The sequence below is a fragment of the Thiomicrospira sp. R3 genome (genome assembly GCF_029581415.1).
Taxonomy (GTDB): domain Bacteria; phylum Pseudomonadota; class Gammaproteobacteria; order Thiomicrospirales; family Thiomicrospiraceae; genus Thiomicrospira.
The window spans coordinates 1,265,443-1,284,956 of sequence record NZ_CP121121.1 but is presented as its reverse complement, the minus strand read 5'-3'; the positions used below and the strand labels follow the sequence as shown (position 1 = coordinate 1,284,956).

Annotated in this window: 18 protein-coding genes, 1 tRNA gene and 1 other RNA gene; 5 read left to right on the top strand and 15 right to left on the bottom strand. The window is 44.8% G+C overall.

Annotation, left to right across the window (positions count from 1 at the left end):
- Nucleotides 1-57: 57 nt before the first annotated feature.
- Nucleotides 58-1,350, bottom strand: coding sequence for a S41 family peptidase (locus P8S55_RS06465; protein ID WP_503010459.1), 1,293 nt, complete (start codon nt 1,348-1,350; stop codon nt 58-60).
- Nucleotides 1,351-1,544: 194 nt separating this feature from the next.
- On the opposite strand from P8S55_RS06465, the gene P8S55_RS06460 reads away from it, so the two are divergent.
- A complete protein-coding gene (locus P8S55_RS06460; RefSeq protein WP_289223415.1) occupies nt 1,545-1,859 on the top strand; it encodes an ArsR/SmtB family transcription factor in 315 nt (104 codons plus the stop codon).
- A 263-nt stretch (nt 1,860-2,122) separates the two neighbouring features.
- Here the strand turns inward: P8S55_RS06460 and P8S55_RS06455 are convergent, their stop codons facing one another.
- Nucleotides 2,123-3,064 carry a response regulator gene (locus P8S55_RS06455; RefSeq protein ID WP_289223414.1) on the bottom strand — a complete coding sequence of 314 codons (942 nt, stop codon included), beginning with the start codon at nt 3,062-3,064 and terminating at the stop codon, nt 2,123-2,125.
- A 46-nt stretch (nt 3,065-3,110) separates the two neighbouring features.
- Between P8S55_RS06455 and P8S55_RS06450 the strand changes: the two genes are divergently transcribed.
- Nucleotides 3,111-3,186: transfer RNA gene (locus P8S55_RS06450), tRNA-Arg, on the top strand.
- Between the two features lie 31 nt (nt 3,187-3,217).
- Here the strand turns inward: P8S55_RS06450 and murG are convergent.
- The 13 genes from murG to rsmI all read right to left on the bottom strand — a co-directional run bounded on the left by murG (nt 3,218) and on the right by rsmI (nt 16,947).
- Nucleotides 3,218-4,321 (bottom strand): undecaprenyldiphospho-muramoylpentapeptide beta-N-acetylglucosaminyltransferase, encoded by a 1,104-nt coding sequence (gene murG, locus P8S55_RS06445; RefSeq protein WP_289223413.1) that lies wholly within the window; start codon nt 4,319-4,321, stop codon nt 3,218-3,220.
- Nucleotides 4,281-5,465, bottom strand: a complete 1,185-nt coding sequence (gene ftsW, locus P8S55_RS06440; protein WP_289223412.1) for a putative lipid II flippase FtsW — start codon at nt 5,463-5,465, stop codon at nt 4,281-4,283. Before ftsW ends, murG begins: the two co-directional genes overlap by 41 nt.
- Entirely contained in the window at nt 5,462-6,814 is a 1,353-nt protein-coding gene (gene murD / locus P8S55_RS06435; protein ID WP_289225314.1) for a UDP-N-acetylmuramoyl-L-alanine--D-glutamate ligase, read from the bottom strand. The genes ftsW and murD overlap by 4 nt, the downstream gene beginning before the upstream one ends.
- A 15-nt stretch (nt 6,815-6,829) precedes the next feature.
- Nucleotides 6,830-7,912, bottom strand: coding sequence for a phospho-N-acetylmuramoyl-pentapeptide-transferase (gene mraY / locus P8S55_RS06430; protein WP_289223411.1), 1,083 nt, complete (start codon nt 7,910-7,912; stop codon nt 6,830-6,832).
- Complete coding sequence (locus P8S55_RS06425) at nt 7,896-9,314, bottom strand: UDP-N-acetylmuramoyl-tripeptide--D-alanyl-D-alanine ligase (protein WP_289223410.1); 1,419 nt, start codon at nt 9,312-9,314, stop codon at nt 7,896-7,898. Before P8S55_RS06425 ends, mraY begins: the two co-directional genes overlap by 17 nt.
- Entirely contained in the window at nt 9,299-10,756 is a 1,458-nt protein-coding gene (locus P8S55_RS06420; RefSeq protein WP_289223409.1) for a UDP-N-acetylmuramoyl-L-alanyl-D-glutamate--2,6-diaminopimelate ligase, read from the bottom strand. Before P8S55_RS06420 ends, P8S55_RS06425 begins: the two co-directional genes overlap by 16 nt.
- A complete protein-coding gene (locus tag P8S55_RS06415) occupies nt 10,757-12,406 on the bottom strand; it encodes a peptidoglycan D,D-transpeptidase FtsI family protein (RefSeq protein WP_289223408.1) in 1,650 nt (549 codons plus the stop codon).
- An 8-nt stretch (nt 12,407-12,414) separates the two neighbouring features.
- On the bottom strand, nt 12,415-12,723 hold the full coding sequence (gene ftsL, locus P8S55_RS06410) for a cell division protein FtsL (RefSeq protein WP_289223407.1): 309 nt from the start codon (nt 12,721-12,723) through the stop codon (nt 12,415-12,417).
- A 23-nt stretch (nt 12,724-12,746) separates the two neighbouring features.
- The gene (gene ftsZ / locus P8S55_RS06405; protein WP_289223406.1) at nt 12,747-13,949 is read right to left on the bottom strand and encodes a cell division protein FtsZ; all 1,203 of its coding nucleotides are present in this window, start codon (nt 13,947-13,949) and stop codon (nt 12,747-12,749) included.
- Between the two features lie 53 nt (nt 13,950-14,002).
- Nucleotides 14,003-14,947: a 16S rRNA (cytosine(1402)-N(4))-methyltransferase RsmH gene (gene rsmH / locus P8S55_RS06400; RefSeq protein WP_289223405.1), complete on the bottom strand. Its 945-nt coding sequence runs from the start codon at nt 14,945-14,947 to the stop codon at nt 14,003-14,005.
- Complete coding sequence (mraZ, locus tag P8S55_RS06395; RefSeq protein WP_289223404.1) at nt 14,944-15,402, bottom strand: division/cell wall cluster transcriptional repressor MraZ; 459 nt, start codon at nt 15,400-15,402, stop codon at nt 14,944-14,946. The genes rsmH and mraZ overlap by 4 nt, the downstream gene beginning before the upstream one ends.
- Nucleotides 15,403-15,655: 253 nt before the next feature.
- Nucleotides 15,656-16,042, bottom strand: an RNA gene (rnpB, locus tag P8S55_RS06390) — RNase P RNA component class A.
- Nucleotides 16,043-16,092: 50 nt separating this feature from the next.
- A complete protein-coding gene (gene rsmI, locus P8S55_RS06385; RefSeq protein ID WP_289223403.1) occupies nt 16,093-16,947 on the bottom strand; it encodes a 16S rRNA (cytidine(1402)-2'-O)-methyltransferase in 855 nt (284 codons plus the stop codon).
- A 47-nt stretch (nt 16,948-16,994) separates the two neighbouring features.
- Here rsmI and P8S55_RS06380 point away from each other — a divergent pair, with 47 nt between their 5' ends.
- The 3 genes from P8S55_RS06380 to P8S55_RS06370 all read left to right on the top strand — a co-directional run bounded on the left by P8S55_RS06380 (nt 16,995) and on the right by P8S55_RS06370 (nt 19,513).
- Nucleotides 16,995-18,599 (top strand): penicillin-binding protein activator, encoded by a 1,605-nt coding sequence (locus tag P8S55_RS06380; RefSeq protein WP_289223402.1) that lies wholly within the window; start codon nt 16,995-16,997, stop codon nt 18,597-18,599.
- On the top strand, nt 18,592-18,948 hold the full coding sequence (locus tag P8S55_RS06375) for a YraN family protein (protein ID WP_289223401.1): 357 nt from the start codon (nt 18,592-18,594) through the stop codon (nt 18,946-18,948). The genes P8S55_RS06380 and P8S55_RS06375 overlap by 8 nt, the downstream gene beginning before the upstream one ends.
- Before the next feature lie 94 nt (nt 18,949-19,042).
- Complete coding sequence (locus P8S55_RS06370; protein ID WP_289223400.1) at nt 19,043-19,513, top strand: Dps family protein; 471 nt, start codon at nt 19,043-19,045, stop codon at nt 19,511-19,513.
- Nucleotide 19,514: the final 1 nt, after the last annotated feature.

Sequence of the window (19,514 nt, the reverse complement as noted above, 5' to 3'; positions counted from 1 at the left end):
ACCGCCTCGAGCTCTTCACAGCCTTGTGCTAAGGGGTACGAGTACCTTTGCCATAGATTAACGGCCTCGATTCATAAATACCATGCTACGTAAAAGATTAACCGCTTCATGTAATTCGTAATCTTCGACTAAAAGATCAATCTTCTCTTCGGCTTCTTCTTGCTGATCGTCTTTTTTACCATTACCCAAATGATTTTCGAGACTGGCTTCCGTTCTTAAGCCAAAACGAGAGGTATCTACCCGCTCGACATTCACTCTATCAATGATAATGTCAGGCTTAATGCCTTCGGCTTGAATTGAGCGGCCCGATGGCGTGTAATAAAGCGCTGTTGTCAATTTAATAGCCGCGCCATTGTTTAAAGGCAGCAAAGTTTGTACCGACCCTTTACCAAAAGTAGTCCGTCCTACGACAAGTGCCCTGCCATGATCCTGCAAGGCGCCTGCCACAATTTCTGATGCGGAAGCGGAACCTTCATTAACCAAAACAACCAGCGGACGCCCTTTTAACAAGTCTCCACGTTTCGCTTCAAAACGCATCTTGGCGCTATCAATTCGCCCTTCAGTATAAACAATTAAGCCTTCATCCAAAAACACATTGGTAACATCAACCGATGCATTCAACACACCACCTGGATTATTGCGTAAATCCAAAACTAAGCCATTTAAAGGGCCTGCATTTTCTTTTTCTAACTCTCTGAGTGCATCTATCAAATCTCGACCCGTACGAACCTGGAACTGACTAATGCGCACATAGCCTAAATCTTTATCCAACATACGCTGACGTACGCTTTTAACCTTTATCACCGCACGAGTCAATTCAATCTCCATCGGCTCCCGCTGACCTTTTCTCATAATCGTTAAGGTAATTGTGCTACCCGGCTCGCCGCGCATTAACTTCACAGCATCCGTTAAACTCATGCCTTTAACCGATTTATCATCAAGGCGAATAATCAAATCGCCTGCTTGCACACCTGCTCTCTGTGCGGGTGTATCGTCAATCGGTGCAATAACTTTTATAAAGCCATCTTCTGTTCCGACTTCCATGCCTAGTCCACCGAATTCACCACGCGTATGCTCTTCAACCTTTTCAAAGTTTTCAGGCGGAAGATAGGCAGAATGGGGGTCTAGATTAGATAACATGCCACTAATCGCATTCTCAAGCATTTTATTGTCGTCAATCGACTCAACATAACTGCTTGATATCCGCTCATAAACCTCAACAAACGCTCGCAGTTGCTCTATAGGCAAGGATTGGACCGATTGTGTCTGGCGATCCGCCATCACAGTCGTACCAACAACCAGCATAGCGCCTAAGACCACACCAGTTAATACCCACATGGTCTTTTTCATATAGGTTAATTTAGTCACATTCATCTCCAAGTTTGTAAGCTATAGGGCTACATATTAAATTTAATTTGATAAACGTCAAGTTTAGCTGACAAATCAACTTCGTTTCTATTAGAATTTGATTAAATATTAATGTTTTCACAAAAGCGTAATGCAAGATACCACCACAATCACATAAAAGAGACGGATACCCAAAAATGTCAGAAACTAATTTATTTGAAATGAAAGAAGATAATATCCTTAAAGCTTCAAAAGCGTTAAAGGCCATGGGGCATCCATTAAGGCTAAAAATTCTTTGTGTACTTAGTAATGGTGAACTCCCGGTAATGGACATAGTTGCTAAAGTAGGGACAACGCAAAGTAACGTGTCACAGCATATTGATATTTTACGTGAAAAAGGCATTTTATCGTCTCGCCGCGATGGCAGTAAAATATTCTGCCAGGTAGCTGACAAAGAAATTATCAATCTTCTTCATGCCATGCAGTCAACATTTTGCCCCACTGAGGCCTAACTCTTATTTCATAGCGCCTAACTTTCAACGGTTAGGCCGCGCTATCTTGCAGCCGAAGCTTAAAATCAAAGTTATTACGCTCAAAAAACCCATTCGATAAAACAGGTTCCGAATCTGACAGATTTTTAGCTGAAATTTTACTTAAACAGGCTGAAGCCTGGTTTTCACTGGTCTTATTCTTCTTTTTTGACGAAAAGGAACCTATTTCAGATCCCTTGGCAGGCTCTGTTTGTAACAGTCGCTCAAATGGTCGATAGTGCTGCTCAAGTGTTGAGGTGATCTAGCTCACTCAGCAAGACAGACTTTATTCCGGCCTGACTCTTTGGCCCGATAAAGTTGCTGATCCGCTTGAGCAACTGTTCCAACCAGGCCTGGTAGTGCTGTTCACCCTGTTCAATAAAGTAGCGGCGGTTATACAAACCGGTCAAACCGTCTGTTCGGGAAAGGGTTTGAATTTCAAGATAGGTTCGCTGCAAATCAATACTTTGATTAACACGGGCATAGAGTTCATCTGCACCAAAAGGTTTGACAATATAATCCGTCGCACCGTATTTCATATACTTCAGCGCAAGCGCGGTGCCATTCTCTTGCTCAATACACGCCAAGATCGGTAACTGGTAAAACTCAAACTGACTGCGCACTGCGGACAGGTGATGAAACCAGTCATGCTTCCACGCCTTGTCGCCAACAACTAAAAGGCTTGGGGATGATTTTGCCAGTTCTTTTAACAAAGCTATATCCTGATCAAAAACACGAACCTTAAAGCGATGAACGGATAACAAACCGACTAATTTACGTGCCAGTGGATCAGTTAAATTAGCTAGCCAAATTTCTCGTTGATCGTTGGTCAACAATAAATCGACGACCCTAACTAAATAACTAATGGCTGCTGAGCCATCTTTAACAATAAAATCAGCCACTCTTTCTTGCATAATGCGTTGACGTAGGGTTTCATCAAGACTTGCGGTTAAGACGACTGTAGTAATATGTGCCTCGCGCAATGCCTTAATCGGCTCACCATGCGGTGCATCAGGTAAATTCAAATCACTCAAGGCCAGTGTAATATCTGGATGGCGTTTAATTATCTGATGGGTTTGCTCTAGATCATAAGCCAGCAACACCTCTACATCAAAATGACGTTCAATCGTTTGCCTTAACAACAATGCCATCGACTTTTGATCTTCAATTACGAGAATTTTTTTCATTCGTTGACCAATCTTGTTAAAATACGTGCGCTTTAAAAAAGAATAACCGCTCATAGTTTAACGGGATAAAACGGCTGCCTCCTAAGCGGCAACTCCAGGTTCGAGTCCTGGTGAGCGGACCAGTCTTGTCATCAAACTATTCTATTCGATTAATTAGTACCCTTCCATTATATGCTCAACTATTTGATTAGCTGCATCTAATTTAGCGATTTTTGCCAGGGTTTCTGAAGCACTAATCAAGCGATCCTCAGCAAGTTCTTCTAGTATGCTAGCCGCTAAACCTTCAGCGGTTAAGACGGATTGTTGTACCACACTTGCCGCCCCTACCTCAGCCATAAAATGGGCATTCGCTGTTTGGTGATCATCGACGGCATAAGGAAAAGGCACCAAAATAGCAGGCCTAGCTGCGGCCATTAACTCGCTAACAGTTAGCGCACCCGCTCGTGCAACAACAAGATGTGCCTGTTGATAAGCCGCCGCCATATCCATAATAAAAGGCTTAACCTCTGCGTCAACACCCAGGGCTTGATAAGCCTTTTTTGTTAGTTCTAAATCCTGCTGACCGGTTTGATGTACAACCCTTGGACGCTGATCCGCAGGAATTAATGCCAGTGCTTGAGGCAAGGTTTGATTTAACGCGCGCGCGCCTCGACTTCCCCCAATCACCAACAACTGCCGTTGATTAGGAGGGGATAACTGATTTTTAGTGATAGCCGGAATCGCTTCAATCTCGGCTCGAACAGGATTACCCATCACTAATAAACGCGGTGATTTTAAGTTGCTCGGTGGAAAACCACAAAAAATACGCTGCGCAAATCCAGCAAGCAACCGATTGGTCAGACCTGCGATAGCATTTTGTTCATGTAAATAGAGTTTGATGCCCTTTGACCAGGCCGCTAATCCACCAGGACCACAGACAAAGCCGCCCATCCCTATAACCATATCTGGCTTAACCTGTTTAATAACTTGGCGTGCTTGCCACCAGGCCTGGCTAATCTTTAAAGGAGCAAGCAACCACCCCTTTAAGCCATTGCCTCGTAAACCTTGAATAGCAATGGCTGAAAAGGCTAAACCCGCCTGTTCAACCCAGACTTTTTCCAAGCCCTTCTCGGTTCCTAGCCAATGGGTCTGCACGCCCTGTTTAGCAAAAGCTTGCGCCAATGCAATGCCTGGAAAAACATGACCTCCCGTTCCCCCAGCCATGATTAAAACCTTTTTAAGCCTTTTTTTCTGTGGTGTCGCTGGGTTCTGCTGCATGCCGTTTCTCCTGATAGGGGCCTAGTCGTGACTCATAGTCCACTCGCAATACTAGCGCCATTGCCACGCAAATCATCATTAAACTGGAACCACCGTAACTCATAAAGGGTAATGTGAGGCCTTTGGTTGGAAACAAACCTAGGTTTACCCCCATATTAATCATCGCCTGCAAACCAATCCACATAGCAATGCCATGCACCATTAAACCACCGAATGCATAACCGCGTTGTTTAGCAAAATGGGCGATCACAAACATCCGCCATACCACGAAACCAAATAATATAATTAGACCCAAGACACCTATAAAACCAAACTCTTCAGCAAAAATAGAAAACAGGAAATCGGTATGGGCATCCGGTAAATAAAGGAGTTTCTGTACACTCGCCCCTAATCCCTGGCCAAAAAAACCACCCGACCCTGAAGCAATCAGTGCTTGAATCAATTGATAACCTGTACCAAAAGGATCTTGCCAAGGATCCATAAAACTGAGCACGCGAGTCAATCTATAAGGCGAATAAAAAACCAATGCACCTAATAAACCTACCACCGGTACCACGGTTAATAAAAAATAGCGCCAAGGTGCGCCTGATATAATTAACATGCCCGTGACCACGGCCGCTATCAATAAAGTAGTGCCGTAATCAGGCTGCAGCAGTAACAGTAAAGCCATTAAACCAAAGGGTAGCGACAAACGCATAATGGCATTAAAGTCTTCTTTCACTGCGCTCAAATGACGTTGCAAATAGCCCGCAACAAAAATAATCGCGGCAACTTTTACAAATTCAGCAGGCTGAAAATTCATAATCACCAAGGGCAACCAGCGTTTTGAACCGCCAATTTCTCGACCAAACACCAACACCATCGCCAGCAGGATTAAACCAAAAATAAACAGTTTTCCACGATGCGTTTGCCAAAAATCAATCGGGACTTTAAATACTAGCATCGCAAAGAACAAACCGATACCTAAGGCAATCGCTTGACGGACAAAATAGTGGGTTGCTATCCCAAAGCGCTGTTCACTAATCGCTACGGAACTTGACAAAACCATCGCCAAACCCAAAAAAACGAGCAGTATCACACCCCCTACCAGCCAAAAATCAACCGACCAACCACGCTGCTCTGGGGTATCAAACCAGGCTTTCATTCCAGTGGTATCCCTAGCGTTTGCTTGACCCAAGCGGCAAACTTTTCACCTCGATCATGGTAGTTTTCAAACTGATCAAAACTCGCGCAAGCCGGTGAAAACAATACAATATCTCCCGACACCGCTTTAGCCTTAGCGCAAATAATGGCATCTAACAGGCTAGTTACCCTAACTAACTCAATCGACGCATCCAGCTCACTAACGAGATCCTGCTGAATTAAGGCCTGATCTCGCCCAAACAAAACCAACTGCTTGGCATAGTGATTTAAGCCCGGGGCTAAGGGCGAAAAATCAGCCCCCTTCCCTACGCCTCCCGCCAATAGAATTAACCTACCACCCTGCTGACTGGCCTGATAGCCTAAACTCTGAATAGCCGCTAGGGTTGCACCTACATTGGTACCTTTAGAGTCATTAACCCAGGTAATGCCTTGATAAACCGCGACAGGTTGAGTACGGTGTGCAAGGCCGCTAAACTCCGCTAATACCTCAGAAAAAAGTGCACTAGGAAGCGCATAATCTTGGCATAACGCCATCGCAGCTAAGGCGTTTAGCTGATAATGCGGCGCGTTAAGCCGCATAGCCTCGACCTTAACTAAAGGGGTTACGCCCCGTGACAACCAGGCCTGGTTGTCACGCATAATCACGCCATAATCCTGATCACTTTGTGGCTTATCTAAGCCAAAATAGACCTTGTTTGTTTGACGGGTTACCCAAAAATCTGATGCTTCACTTTGAGGCAATACCGCCAACTCAGTATCATCGTAAATTTTAGTTTTTGCTTGAATATATGCATCAAAACTTGGGTAACGATCCATGTGATCTTCACTGATATTAAGCACCACTGAAGACAAAGCATGCAATGAATAGGTCGTTTCAAGTTGAAAACTAGACAATTCCAGCACGTAAATATCATAATCAATCGGATCTAATAACAAGTCCAATGCTGGACGGCCGATATTGCCGCCCATGCCAACCTTGAACCCCGCCTGTTGCATAAATTCGGCTACAAGCGTTGTCACAGTGCTTTTGCCATTTGACCCAGTAATAGCTATAATCGGCTGACTGGCCGCTCGAGCAAACAATTCAATATCGCCCATGACCTCAATGCCACGCTCTTCAAAGGCACAAATCCAACGTTCAGAACGTGGCACACCCGGGCTTAGAATAATACGCGATATATGTTTATGCCAGGCTTTGGGCAGCACACCATAGGCAAACTTAACACCTGGATAAGTTTGCTCCAATAAAGGTGCACTAAAATCAGCGCGGGTATCAAAGGCCAAAATCGGCTCACCCGTCGAAGTTAAATAACTCAACACCGATTGACCTGTTAAACCTAAACCCACCACTAAATTCAATTTCAACTACCTTAGTTTTAAACTGGCTAGACCGATCAACACTAAAATAATAGTGATAATCCAAAAGCGCACAATAATCTGTGCTTCTGGCCATTGTTTTTGCTCAAAATGATGATGTAACGGCGCCATTAAAAAAACCCGCTTACCGCGCATTTTATAAGAGCCAACCTGAAGAATGACCGATAGGGTTTCAACTACAAAAATGCCGCCCATAATAAACAGTACAATTTCTTGGCGCACAGCCACCGCCGTAGCGCCTAAGGCCGCCCCTAAAGCCAAAGAACCTACATCACCCATAAATACTTGGGCAGGATGCGTGTTGAACCACAAAAACCCCAACCCCGCGCCCACCAAAGCCGCCATTAACACCGTTAACTCACCCACTCCAGGAATATAGGGAATATCTAGATAGCCAGCAAACACTATATGTCCTGATAAATAGGCAAATACACCCAAAGCCGCGGCCACCATCACCGTTGGCATAATCGCCAGCCCGTCCAATCCATCGGTAAGATTAACCGCATTCGACGTACCCACAATCACCAAATAAGTCACCACCATAACCCATGCACCCAGATAGACAAAGGTGTCCTTCATATAGGGAATTAACAATTGCGTTTCTGCAGGAACGGTGGCAATGGCATAGAAACCATAAGCCGCCATCACGCCAATAATGCTTTGCCATAAAAATTTAGTGCGTGAACGCATACCATTCGGATCACGATATACTACCTTTTTAAAGTCATCAATAAAACCGATCACCCCAAAACCAAACATAGTAAAACTCACCAATAATAAATATTTATTGGTTAAATCACCCCAAAGCAAAATCGAAATACCGACAGCAAATAAAATCATCGTTCCGCCCATCGTGGGAGTACCCGCCTTGATAAGATGGGTTTGAGGACCATCTAAGCGAATGCTTTGACCCACTTTCAATTGGGTAAGTCGGCGAATAACCATCGGACCTATCAGAAACGAAATAACTAAGGCGGTCAATACCGACATAATCGCACGCACTGTAATGTAATTAAACACACTAAAACCAGTGTGCCACTGGCTTAAATATTGACTAAGGTAGATCAGCATGCGACATCCTTTGTAGTAAGATTTTGACCACCTGATCCATCTGTGAAGAACGCGAACCTTTGACTAAAATCGTTATAGGCTCTTCGATAGTTGATACAAGTGCCAATAGACTGTCAGCCATAGCTTGATGGGAGCGAGGTTCAGCAACGGTTTGAGAGCGACCTTGTGCAAACGCGATAAGGCTTAGTGCCGTCAACTCACCAAAACCAAATAAGTACTCAATCCCCTGTTGAGCCGCATACCTACCCATTTCTGAATGCGCCTGCTGCGCAACCTCACCCAGCTCCGCCATTTGACCTAAACACAAAACCCGCTTGCCCGGTAGCGCCACCAAGGTATCAATAGCCGCCTTTACAGAGCTAGGATTGGCGTTATAACTATCATCTATTAATAAAACCTGTCCTAACTGATGACGTTGTAAACGCCCACTCACCCCATTAAAGGTTTCTAAACCCTGCTGAATTTGATCGGGCGTTAAGCCCAGTTCTAAACAAATCGTTACAACTGCTGCTGCATTGAGTGCGTTATGCTGGCCCAACATCGACAAACTGATAGGTAAATTCACAGGCTGATTTGCATATTCAAACTGCAAAACAAACGTTAATTGATTAGCGTCTTGCGTAATTTGGCTTGGCTTCACATTGGCTATATCGCGGGTGCCAAAGGTTTTAAACATCTTATTCGCTAGCGATTGTTGCCATTGATAAAATCCTGGAGAATCGGTATTGATAATCCCAATTCCCTGCGACGAAAGTCCGTGAAAAATTTCTCCCTTGGTATCGATAATCCCTTGCAAGCTCCCAAAGCCCTCAAGATGAGCGTCCGCTGCAAGGGTGATCAGTGCAATATCAGGATGCGCTATGCGTGTTAAATAACCGATTTCTCCTCGGTGATTCGCCCCCATTTCAATGACTGCATAACGGTGTTCGGGACGAATTTGCAACAAGGTACGCGGCACCCCATAGTCATTGTTTAAATTGCCCGGGGTAGCCCAAGTCGGCGCATAGTGGTTTAAACAATGCGCCAGCATGCTTTTAACCGTCGTTTTACCATTGCTACCCGTTATGGCAATCAATGTCAGGTTCGGTTGGTTTAAACGATGTTGTTCGGCAATATCAGCCAGCGCAATACGGGTATCCTTAACAATAATTTGAGGCACCCTAACATCCATTTTCTGGCTTACTATCAGCGCAACAGCCCCCGCCTCAATCGCCTGATCAACAAATTGATGACCATCAAAGTGCATCCCCTTGATGGCAATATAACAATCGCCTTTTTTAATTGAACGCGAGTCGGTGCTAAATCCCTGCACAACTAGATAGTTCTCAACCTCACTGGCCACGAGCTTACCATTAGCCCAATTGGCTAAAACGTTACATTCCCAACCTATATTTGTTGCCATGCTCTCATTACCTGTTGATCACTAAAAGGCGTTTTAACGCCGCCAATATCTTGATAGTTTTCATGCCCTTTACCCACTACAAGCACCCAATCACCTGGCTGCGCCTGTGCCAAAGCCCACTCAATAGCCCATTGACGATTAAGCTCAATATGCAGGCTAGGTTTTACCGATGCGCTAAACCCCTCACAAATCTCATCAATAATCACCTGAGGCGCTTCAAATCGTGGATTGTCATTGGTTAAAATGATTCTATCGGCCAACCGCTGAGCAACCTGCGCCATTAACGGACGCTTGCCGCGATCACGATTACCGCCACAGCCAAATACCAACCAAAGCTTACCTAAAGGCTGGTGAGCATGAATACTCAATAAAACCTGCTCTAACGCATCGGGCGTATGCGCATAATCAACCAGCGCATACACGCCTGGTTTCGTTATGCTCACCCTTTCCATACGACCTATAACCGGCCCAAGCCGACTCAATGCGGATTCAATTTTCTCAAATTTGATGCCCAAGCATAGCAAACACAAACTGGCGCACAGTAGGTTTTCAACATTAAACTGGCCGATCAACGGCGTAGTAAATGACAGCGTTTTATTTTGATAATGCAACTTAGCATTTATACCCCTGTCATTTAATTCCACATCACTGATAGACAGATTCGCTGCATTCGATTTTTGGCTATAACTGACTACCAGGCCTGGCTGTTCATCTGCAACCTGCTGTCCAATTTCATCATCACTATTCACCACTTTATAATGCGCTGTATAGGCCTCAAAAAGCCGTTTTTTAGTCGCGCGATAATCGGCTAGATTTAGATGAAAATCCAAGTGATCGCGGCTAACCTGAGTTAAGGCCACACACGCAAACTGCAAACCCTCAATCCGTCCTAATGCAATCGCATGAGATGAGACTTCGACCACTGCATACTCTAGACCTTGGCTTACAAATTCACTTAGCCAGCGATTTAACGCCACACTATCCAGCGTGGTGTTAGCTGTTGGGGTTAAAGCACCCAGCCGACCGTTTCCAAGCGTACCCAGCACACCGCAAGGCCTACCTGCATGCTCCAGCATCTGAGCTAGAAATTGACTGCTTGAGGTTTTACCGTTAGTCCCTGTGATACCCGTTAACTTTAGCTTTTTACTCGGATAATCATAAAACCAGCCGGCAAAATCCGCTAAACGCTGTTTTAAATCCGTTACAACATACACAGGGAGGTCACAGTCTTCGATGGCTTGATCCGAAATCAAACCCATTGCTCCCCGTGCTTTTGCCTGTAACCAATAATGACCACCATGAATCTGATTACCCGATAACGCAATAAAAATCCAATCGGCTTGAATATCTCGGCTGTCTAAACTTAATCCCGCAACCAGGCCTGCTGGTAACGGATCGGACTCCATTCCAAAAAACCTAACCACTTCAGCCCAGGTTTTCATCTAGCGCGCTCCATCCGGATCGACATTACGTAAACGTAACGCATGACGCATGACCTCCTGGAATACCGGTGCGGCTACACTGCCACCACCATACACACCTCGACTGGGTTCATCCACCATAATCGCCATAATCATATCCGGGCGCGAAGCGGGCACCAGCCCAACAAACATCGCCGTATAGGTTGCCTGCTGATACCCCCCAACACCTGCCTTTAAAACCGTACCTGTTTTACCTGCAACCCGATAGCCTTCAATTCGTGCTTGTGTACCCGTACCTCCTTGATACGTTACAGTTTCCATCATCCGCAAGGTCTTTTCAACGGCATCAGCAGACAAAACTGGTTTCATTGGCGGCGGCTCATCACGTCTCAATAAAGACAAAGGCGGCAGCTGGCCTTCGTTGGCAAAAACCAAATAGGCCTGAGCTAACTGGAGTAAATTAGTACTAAACCCATAACCAAAAGAGCTCGAAACTTGATCAACGACTTGCCACTCTCGATGATGACGTAATCGACCCAATTGCTCACCCGGTAAAAATAAACCTAAATCTTGACTAAACCCCAAGTCCCAATAAAACTGCCACTGCTGCTCCGCCTTCATCCGGCGTACAATATTCGCCGTCGCCACATTACTTGATTTTTGAATCACTTCGCTTATGCTTAACCGACCATAATTAACCGCATCACTAATCATATGACCCTGAACTCGAATATAACCAGGCGAAGTATTAATCACCTCATCTGCTTCAATCAGCCCTAAATCCAGTGCCTTAGCCACAACAAACGGTTTTACGGTTGAACCGGGTTCTAATAGCGCAGAAATAGCCCGATTTCTGATCGCCTCCCCCTGCAGTTGGCTACGATTATTTGGGTTATAACCTGGCTGATTAACCAAAGCCAAAATCTCACCCGTTTTAGCATCTAAAATCACAGCTGAAGCACCTTTTGCCTGATGTTTCGCCATGACTTCTTTTAAAGCACGGTGGGCAAAAAACTGAATATCCTTATCAATACTCAAATACAAATTTTGCCCTGGCTTTGCATCCTCCAGATTGTTTACAAATTGAACAACACGGCCTTCTAAATCCTTAATGATCTGCTGACGCCCTGACTGGCCACGTAACCAATTTTCATAAACAATCTCGACACCATCCTGGCCAATATCATCAATATTGGTATAACCTACAATGTGCGCGGCAATATCTGCCGTGGGGTAATAACGCTTAAATTCAGATTTAATATTGACGCCAGGTAAAGACTGGGACTCAATTTGTTTAGCCAGTTCAGGCAAAATAGAACGCTGTATATACAAAAACCGTCGATTAGCATTGGCATTGATCCGCTGAGTTAAATCCCGCTGAGACATAGTTAATAGACTGGCCAGCTGTTGAATAGCTTGAGGATGATTAACTAGCGTTTTAGGATCAACCCAAACAGAAGCAACAGGCGTACTCAGCGCCAATAGTTCACCATGCCGATCAAGTATTTGACCGCGTGGTGCTGCGACCTCAAGCGTTCTAAGCTGACGTTTATTGGCCTCAGATTCAAGAAAACTAGACTGCATAATTTGAACATAAAAGGCTTTAGCGGCCAGCACGCTAAAACCAAAAAAAATCAATCCCAGCATTAGTTTTTCACGAGAGAAGGTCACAGTTTTACTCACTTAACTGAAGGTAAAACCAAAACTTGTTCCGGTTTTGGTTGCTGCATGTTAAGGCGCTCACGCGCTACCGACTCAACACGACCTGGCGAACTTAAATGGTTTTTTTCTAACATTAATCGCCCCCACTCCTCATCCAATTCAAGTTTTTTCTGGTTGACCATGAAGTTTTGTGTTTCCAAATGGCGAATATGATGCTGCAAAAGAATAGTGACACCAATCATAGCCGCGAGAGTACACAATAATAGAAACGCAAAAAGCCCAGCCAGATTAAACGAATTTCTCTGGTTAGGCTTTTTATCATCCATTTCAATGACCTGCTTTGCGCAAATTAGTCAGCTTGACGGCGCAAAAAGGCAGGAATATCTAAATAATTACTATTAGAGCCGATGGGTTGAATGCCTGCATTCACCGCCATTTTTGGACGAATCACTTCAGATTCTGCCTGCTGCATCGCTGCGGGTTTTTGAACCGTTTCGTGCTGATACTCACGCTCCGCTTCTTGGCGTGCTTGTACCGCTTGCAAATTAGGTTTAACCATCTCAGGCTTTTTAGCTGAGGCCGCATGCGAACCCGCTAAACCTGTTGCCACCACCGTCACACGAATTTCATCCTGAAGACTTTCATCAATTGATGTACCAATAATAACTTTAGCATCGTCATCCGCAAAGCTGTTCACCACGTCGCCAATAATATTGTACTCACCAATACTAAAGTCTAGGCCGCCTGTAATGTTGACCAAAATACCACGCGCGCCAGAAACCGCAATATCATCAAGCAATGGGTTAGCGATTGCTTTTTCAGTCGCTTTACGTGCACGGTCTTCACCCTTTGCAGTGCCGACCCCCATCATACCTAAACCACGCTCCGACATAACGGTTCGCAGGTCTTCAAAGTCTACGTTAATCAGACCCGGGCAAGTGACCATCTCTGAAATACCTTGCACTGCGCCATGCAAAATTTCATTTGCATGATCAAAGGCTTTCGCGAACATAAAATCTTTACCCAAAACCTCAACCAACTTATCGTTTGGAATCGTAATGAGAGAATCAACTTGTTCAGCCAAGGCTTCAATCCCTGCTTCAGCGATTTTAGTACGTCGTTCAAAACTAAATGGCTTGCTGACCACACCAACCGTTAGGATACCCATTTCACGGGCTATTTTGGCAACAACAGGAGCTGCACCCGTTCCCGTTCCGCCCCCCATGCCTGCTGTAATAAACAACATATCTGCATCGCGAATATGTTCTTTAATCGCATCAATGTCTTCTTCAGCGGCTTGGCGACCACGGTCAGGGTTTGCTCCCGCCCCTAAGCCATTGCTGCCAATTTGAATGCGTATAGGAACATTAGAGTGCGCCAAAGCTTGTGCGTCCGTATTGGCACACAGAAAATCAACACCTTCAACCTTTGTACGCACCATATAATCAACGGCGTTACTACCACCGCCCCCCAAACCAATAACCTTGATCACTGGCATTCCTGGTTGACGCGAAACCTTCGCCTCTCTCAGATCAAATTTCATGGCACTCATGGTCACCTTCCCTTTCGTCAGCAAGCTTTAATACTAAATTAAAATAAAATTCGTTAAATTCTCTGCGCAATGCGTAATACGGCACTGCGGGATCTAGGGTTTTCGTCACACTCTTGTTCAGAGGGAAAACAAGGTTTACCCATTACCTTTAAAACCGGTTCTGACCCAGCGATAAACACAGGCAAACCAGGAAATAAATCTTTTACGCGCGATTGATCCCGCATAAAATGTTTTACTATTCTGTCTTCTAGTGAATGAAAACTAATCACACTTAATCGCCCATCTGGAGCCAGTACCTTAACACTCGCTTCCAACACCGTTTTCAACACCTCCAGCTCCTGGTTAATGTGAATACGTATTGCCTGAAAACTGCGCGTGGCCGCGTGTTTGTTTTTTTCTTTTTTGGGCGACACCCGCTCAATTAACTCTGCTAAATCTCGCGTTGTATTAATCAAGCCTAAACGTGCATCATGACTCACTGCCCGGGCGATCTTGAATGCAAAACGCTCTTCGCCATAGTTTTTTAAAACTAAAGCCAGTGTTTTCTCATCCACCTCTTGCAACCAGTCTTTTGCACTTATGCCTTCATTTGGATTCATCCGCATATCAAGCGGCCCCTCTCGCATAAAACTAAAGCCCCGTTCCGCTTCATCTAATTGAGGAGAGGAGACGCCCAAGTCAAGCAACACACCATCCACCTGACCCAGCACCCCTAATTCAGTTGCAATATCTTCCAGCTTGGCAAAGCTGGCATGAATAATCTTGAAATTATGCTCAACAAAGTGTGCTGACGCATAGTCAATTGCCGCTGGGTCTTGGTCAATGGCAATTAATCGACCCTTGTCACTCAATTGGTTAAGTATCGCTCGGCTGTGGCCTCCTCGACCAAATGTTGCATCAATGTAAATGCCCTCAGGTTTAATAGCTAAACCCTCAATAGATTCAGCTAACAAAACCGAATAATGGCCAGCGTCTAGCGCCCTTAATGATGCCGTCATAAACTCAGGCTCGATAAGGAACCTGAAATCTCGAGTTCTTGAACTTGGTTTAACATTTCGGGCCTTTGCTGATCCCAGGATGCTTGACTCCATAGCTCAAACTTATTGCCTTGACCAAGCAACAAAGCTTGTTTATCGAGGTTTGCATGCTCTCTAAGCAAGCTAGGCAACAACAGTCGACCTTGCGAATCCATTTCAATTTCACTGGCATACCCCAACAGCATGCGCTGAACCAAACGTGCGTTCGGATCCATGTTTGGCAAGGCCATGAGCTTACGTTCAATCACTTCCCATTCATCTTGGGTATAGATCAACAGACAAGGGCTATGCAGATCAATGGTCGCAACCAGATTATTATCACAGGCATCCGCAATAGACTCACGATAACGCTTTGGCATCGCAAAACGTCCCTTTAAGTCTAGATTGACAGCATTGATGCCTCTGAAAAATAACACGGACTTACTCCACTTATTACCACTTTATTCCACTTGTCGCCACTATATTGCCACCCGCTGTCAGTGTCAAGCAATTAGAAAGCCAAAATGCAAAAAAAATGCTCAAAATATCTTTTAACAACAAGGAGTTAGCAAGGAAACATAAGAGAATGCCAGAAAATAAAGAGTAAATAGTTAAGTATATAAATAACTTACAATAACTTGATAAAGCAGAATATAGATTGTGACAAAAATTGACTTGTCAGATTGGAAATGAAAAAGTGGGTCTATAAGCCGGGTTCTGTTCCTACTAGTCAGACTAATAGGCGGCAACCATTCATCTGGATAACATATCACTATGTACCTCAAGCAACCTACCCGAAAACAGGTGCGAGCCACACCTTGTCACGAATGACACGTTTTCCTATTTAGTCTTGCACCGGATGGGGTTTACCTAGCCACAACCTGTTACCAGGCGCGCGGTGAGCTCTTACCTCACCGTTTCAGCCTTACCTGTTCGTTCGAAAACGTCATCGGCGGTCTATTCTCTGTTGCACTTTCCGTCGGCTCACACCGCCCAGCCGTTAACTGGCATCCTGCTCTTTGGTGCCCGGACTTTCCTCCAAACGCTTGCGCGCTCCGCGATTACCCGACCCACTTTGCGCAGAACAATATAGCATTTCGCCTCTTGTGTCCAGAAGAACGGCTAAATTAATCCTGTTTAAGTCCTAAAACGCGTGAATAAACTTGATTTTTTTTAACCGAAAAATAATCAGCAACAATCTGTGTAATTTGCTTAACGGGTAAAGCCTGGTTAAGCAAGACACGAATAAGCCCATCCCACGGCTGCTGGTTCTCATCAGACTCTAGCGCTTGAGCACCGGCCAAAACTAAAACAAATTCGCCTCGCACCTTGTCATTATTCGAGACAAAATAATCCAATGCGCCCTGCACACTATTTGCAACAAACTGCTCGTATTGTTTTGTCATTTCTCTGGCAATAAAAATGCGCCGACCACCCCCAAAAACCTCAACAATCGCCCCTAAACAATCAATCAAACGATGAGGAGATTCATAAAATACCAGCGTTCGTGTTTCTTCGGTCAACCTAGCCAACTGGTCCAGGCGTTTTTGCGATTTGGCAGGCAAAAAACCCTCAAAACAAAACCGATCCGTTGGCATTCCAGCGACACTCAATGCCGCAATGATCGCGGAAATACCTGGAATCGGACGAACCTCAATACCTTCACTTCGCAAGCGTTTAACCAAATGGTATCCCGGATCACTAATCAAAGGTGTACCCGCATCTGAAATAAGTGCGCCAGACTCGCCACCCTGAAGCTGCAACAATAATACTTCAGCACGCGCCTGTTCATTATGGTCATGCAAACTGATTAAGCGATTACTAATAGCTAAATGCTGCAGCAACTTACCCGAATGCCGAGTATCCTCCGCCGCTACCCAATTCACTTGGCTCAGCACCTCTATCGCTCTTTGACTGATATCCGCTAAATTACCAATTGGGGTCGCTACTATGTAAAGCACCCCTTTTTCAATCATTTGCATATATAATTAACTCCTGTTGAATGCACGAGATTATAAAGCTGACCGCCATGCTTAAAAAACTTTTTATTGCGTTTCTACCTCTACTGGTCATTTCATGTAGTACACCTAAAGCGCCACCTGTGCATCAGCCGCAAGAAGCTAAAACAGCCGTAACCGAGCCAAGATGGCTAGTACCGACAGATACCGATGCGCATGTTATAACGCGTTTACGTGCAAATGCAGCACGAAAACAAGACTGGCCAACCTACATCCTCTTGTCGGAACAGCTTTGGGCGAACTATTCAGCGCAACAACAAGTGGAACTTGAACAAGACACCTACTTAACGCTTAGCCAACTCAAACCGGCATTATTGGCTCAACTTCAACAATCAAACAACGCCAGCGTCGTTGACTGGGCTTGGCTTGCCAGTACCAAAAACTTGCCCGCCTTGGCCAAGCGAGATGAACTTAGAAATCTTGAACTTCTTACTGAAAACACTACTCTCAAAAACAACCTACTCCCCGAACTGATTGAGCAAGCCGAATTACAGCTATCACCTCCTGAAGTTATTGCTGTGTTATTACCACTATCGGGTCGCCTTGAAGCCCTAGGCCAACAGGTTCGCGCGGGAATACTAAAAAGTTACTGGCAAGCTAACAGCCAATCTAAATTGGTATTCTATGATACGGCTGCATCAAATGACATCTACTCACTTTACCTGCAGGCCAAACAAGCCGGTGCCGTGAAAGTCATCGGTCCACTTACACGCGAACACGTTCAAACACTAGCGCAGCAATCTTTAACCGACTTAATCGCACTCAACCGAATTGATCAACCCGCAGGTTTTCTACAACTAAGCTTAGTCCCTACGGGTGAAGTGACACAAATTATCGATCAGCTCAATCAACAATGCGCACGCCATATTGCACTGCTCCACAGCAACCAACCCAGCGACATTACCCTAGCCCACCAACTCAACCAGGCCTGGTCAAAACAACATCGCTCCCCAATGAATCAACAGGCCTATGGCGCTAATACCCAGAACCTTCGCAATGAAATGGCAACACTACTTAATGTCAATTTTAGCCAAGAGCGCGGTAATTATTTAAGCCGTATTATCCAAAAACCGATTGAACATACTGCCCGCACCCGTCAAGACTTGGACACCATGGTACTTATTGGTGATGAACGCAGCATTGCGGTACTCGGACCTCAGATCGAGTTCTTTCAGCTCAACCTAAACCTAATGGGCACATCCAAACTGACCCCCCAGCAGCTGTTTAATCAACCGCCACAACGGGATCTAAAACATATCGCCTTTCCCACGCACCCGGCCAGCTTATTTGAATCGCCACTCGTAAACAACCTCGAAGCCTTGGGTTGGGATGGCTACCTAATGGCCCACCACAGCCATAAACTGCAACCATCGATGTTTATTCATGGCAGCCTAGGAAAACACCAACTAACACCAACCCATGTGATTGATACCCAGTTAGTCTGGGCCAAATATGAAGCCAACGGTCGCCTTAAGCCTCTCAAGCCTATCTCTAATAATTTTTTCTGGACGCAAAAAACCACGACCATTGAAACAAGCCCAGAAACAATTCGCCAACAACTGCTTGATGAAATTTTGCAATTTCAACTTGAGTTAATGGACACGAGCATTGAATAGCAAACACATAGGTCAACACCACGAGAACCAAGCAAAACACTATCTTAGTGCCCAAGGTTTAGTAATCCTTCATCAAAACTTTTACTGTAAAGGTGGTGAAATAGACCTCATTGCGCTGGATCAAAACACCCTAGTTTTTATAGAAGTTAAGTTCCGCCAAACCGATTCACAGGGTCTCCCAAGCGAATTTATCACGCCAACAAAACAAAAAAGACTGGTCAAATGCGCACAGTTTTTTCTACTCAAACATCGCCAGTTTGAACATTACTGCATGCGATTTGACAGCTTATCTATTCTCGGCGAAGACTGGACCCTCGACTGGCAAAAAAACATTATTAATGGTTGGTAATAGCAATGCTTAAGTTGATAAAAACAAAAACCATCAAATAATCCTATATGATAATGCTTGAACCATCCCTTAAAATTTAAAAAGGAAACACACTATGGACATTAATATTGGTATTAGCGAAGAAAATCGTAAAGCGATTGCTGTAGGCTTGTCACAACTGCTTGCCGACTCCTACATCCTGTTTCTAAAAACCCACAATTATCACTGGAACGTCACCGGTCCAATGTTTCAAACACTCCATACTATGTTTGAACAACAGTATACCGAACTGTTTACCGCTGTTGACGAGATCGCGGAACGTATCCGTGCTTTAGGTGAAAAGGCTCCCGGTTCATTTCAAGCCTTTAATCAACTCAGCCAAATCAAAGAAGAAACCGCAACACCCAGTGCACAAGCAATGATTAAAAACCTGGTTTTAGGCCAAGAAGCCGTGACTAAAACAGCAAGAGAAATTAGCAAAATTGCAGCCCAGGCCAGTGATGAACCTACGCTTGACCTGCTAACCCAGCGGATGCAGGTACATGAGAAAAATGCTTGGATGTTAAGAAGCCTTATTGCGCATTAAG

Bases quoted from the DNA above. Each gene is read 5' to 3' on its own strand.
- P8S55_RS06465 (WP_503010459.1), bottom strand. From the start codon at position 1,350: ATGAAAAAGACCATGTGGGTATTAACTGGTGTGGTCTTAGGCGCTATG.
- P8S55_RS06460 (WP_289223415.1), top strand. From the start codon at position 1,545: ATGTCAGAAACTAATTTATTTGAAATGAAAGAAGATAATATCCTTAAA.
- P8S55_RS06455 (WP_289223414.1), bottom strand. From the start codon at position 3,064: ATGAAAAAAATTCTCGTAATTGAAGATCAAAAGTCGATGGCATTGTTG.
- murG (WP_289223413.1), bottom strand. From the start codon at position 4,321: ATGCAGCAGAACCCAGCGACACCACAGAAAAAAAGGCTTAAAAAGGTT.
- ftsW (WP_289223412.1), bottom strand. From the start codon at position 5,465: ATGAAAGCCTGGTTTGATACCCCAGAGCAGCGTGGTTGGTCGGTTGAT.
- mraY (WP_289223411.1), bottom strand. From the start codon at position 7,912: ATGCTGATCTACCTTAGTCAATATTTAAGCCAGTGGCACACTGGTTTT.
- P8S55_RS06425 (WP_289223410.1), bottom strand. From the start codon at position 9,314: ATGGCAACAAATATAGGTTGGGAATGTAACGTTTTAGCCAATTGGGCT.
- P8S55_RS06420 (WP_289223409.1), bottom strand. From the start codon at position 10,756: ATGAAAACCTGGGCTGAAGTGGTTAGGTTTTTTGGAATGGAGTCCGAT.
- ftsL (WP_289223407.1), bottom strand. From the start codon at position 12,723: ATGGATGATAAAAAGCCTAACCAGAGAAATTCGTTTAATCTGGCTGGG.
- ftsZ (WP_289223406.1), bottom strand. From the start codon at position 13,949: ATGAGTGCCATGAAATTTGATCTGAGAGAGGCGAAGGTTTCGCGTCAA.
- rsmH (WP_289223405.1), bottom strand. From the start codon at position 14,947: ATGACGGCATCATTAAGGGCGCTAGACGCTGGCCATTATTCGGTTTTG.
- rsmI (WP_289223403.1), bottom strand. From the start codon at position 16,947: ATGCAAATGATTGAAAAAGGGGTGCTTTACATAGTAGCGACCCCAATT.
- P8S55_RS06380 (WP_289223402.1), top strand. From the start codon at position 16,995: ATGCTTAAAAAACTTTTTATTGCGTTTCTACCTCTACTGGTCATTTCA.
- P8S55_RS06370 (WP_289223400.1), top strand. From the start codon at position 19,043: ATGGACATTAATATTGGTATTAGCGAAGAAAATCGTAAAGCGATTGCT.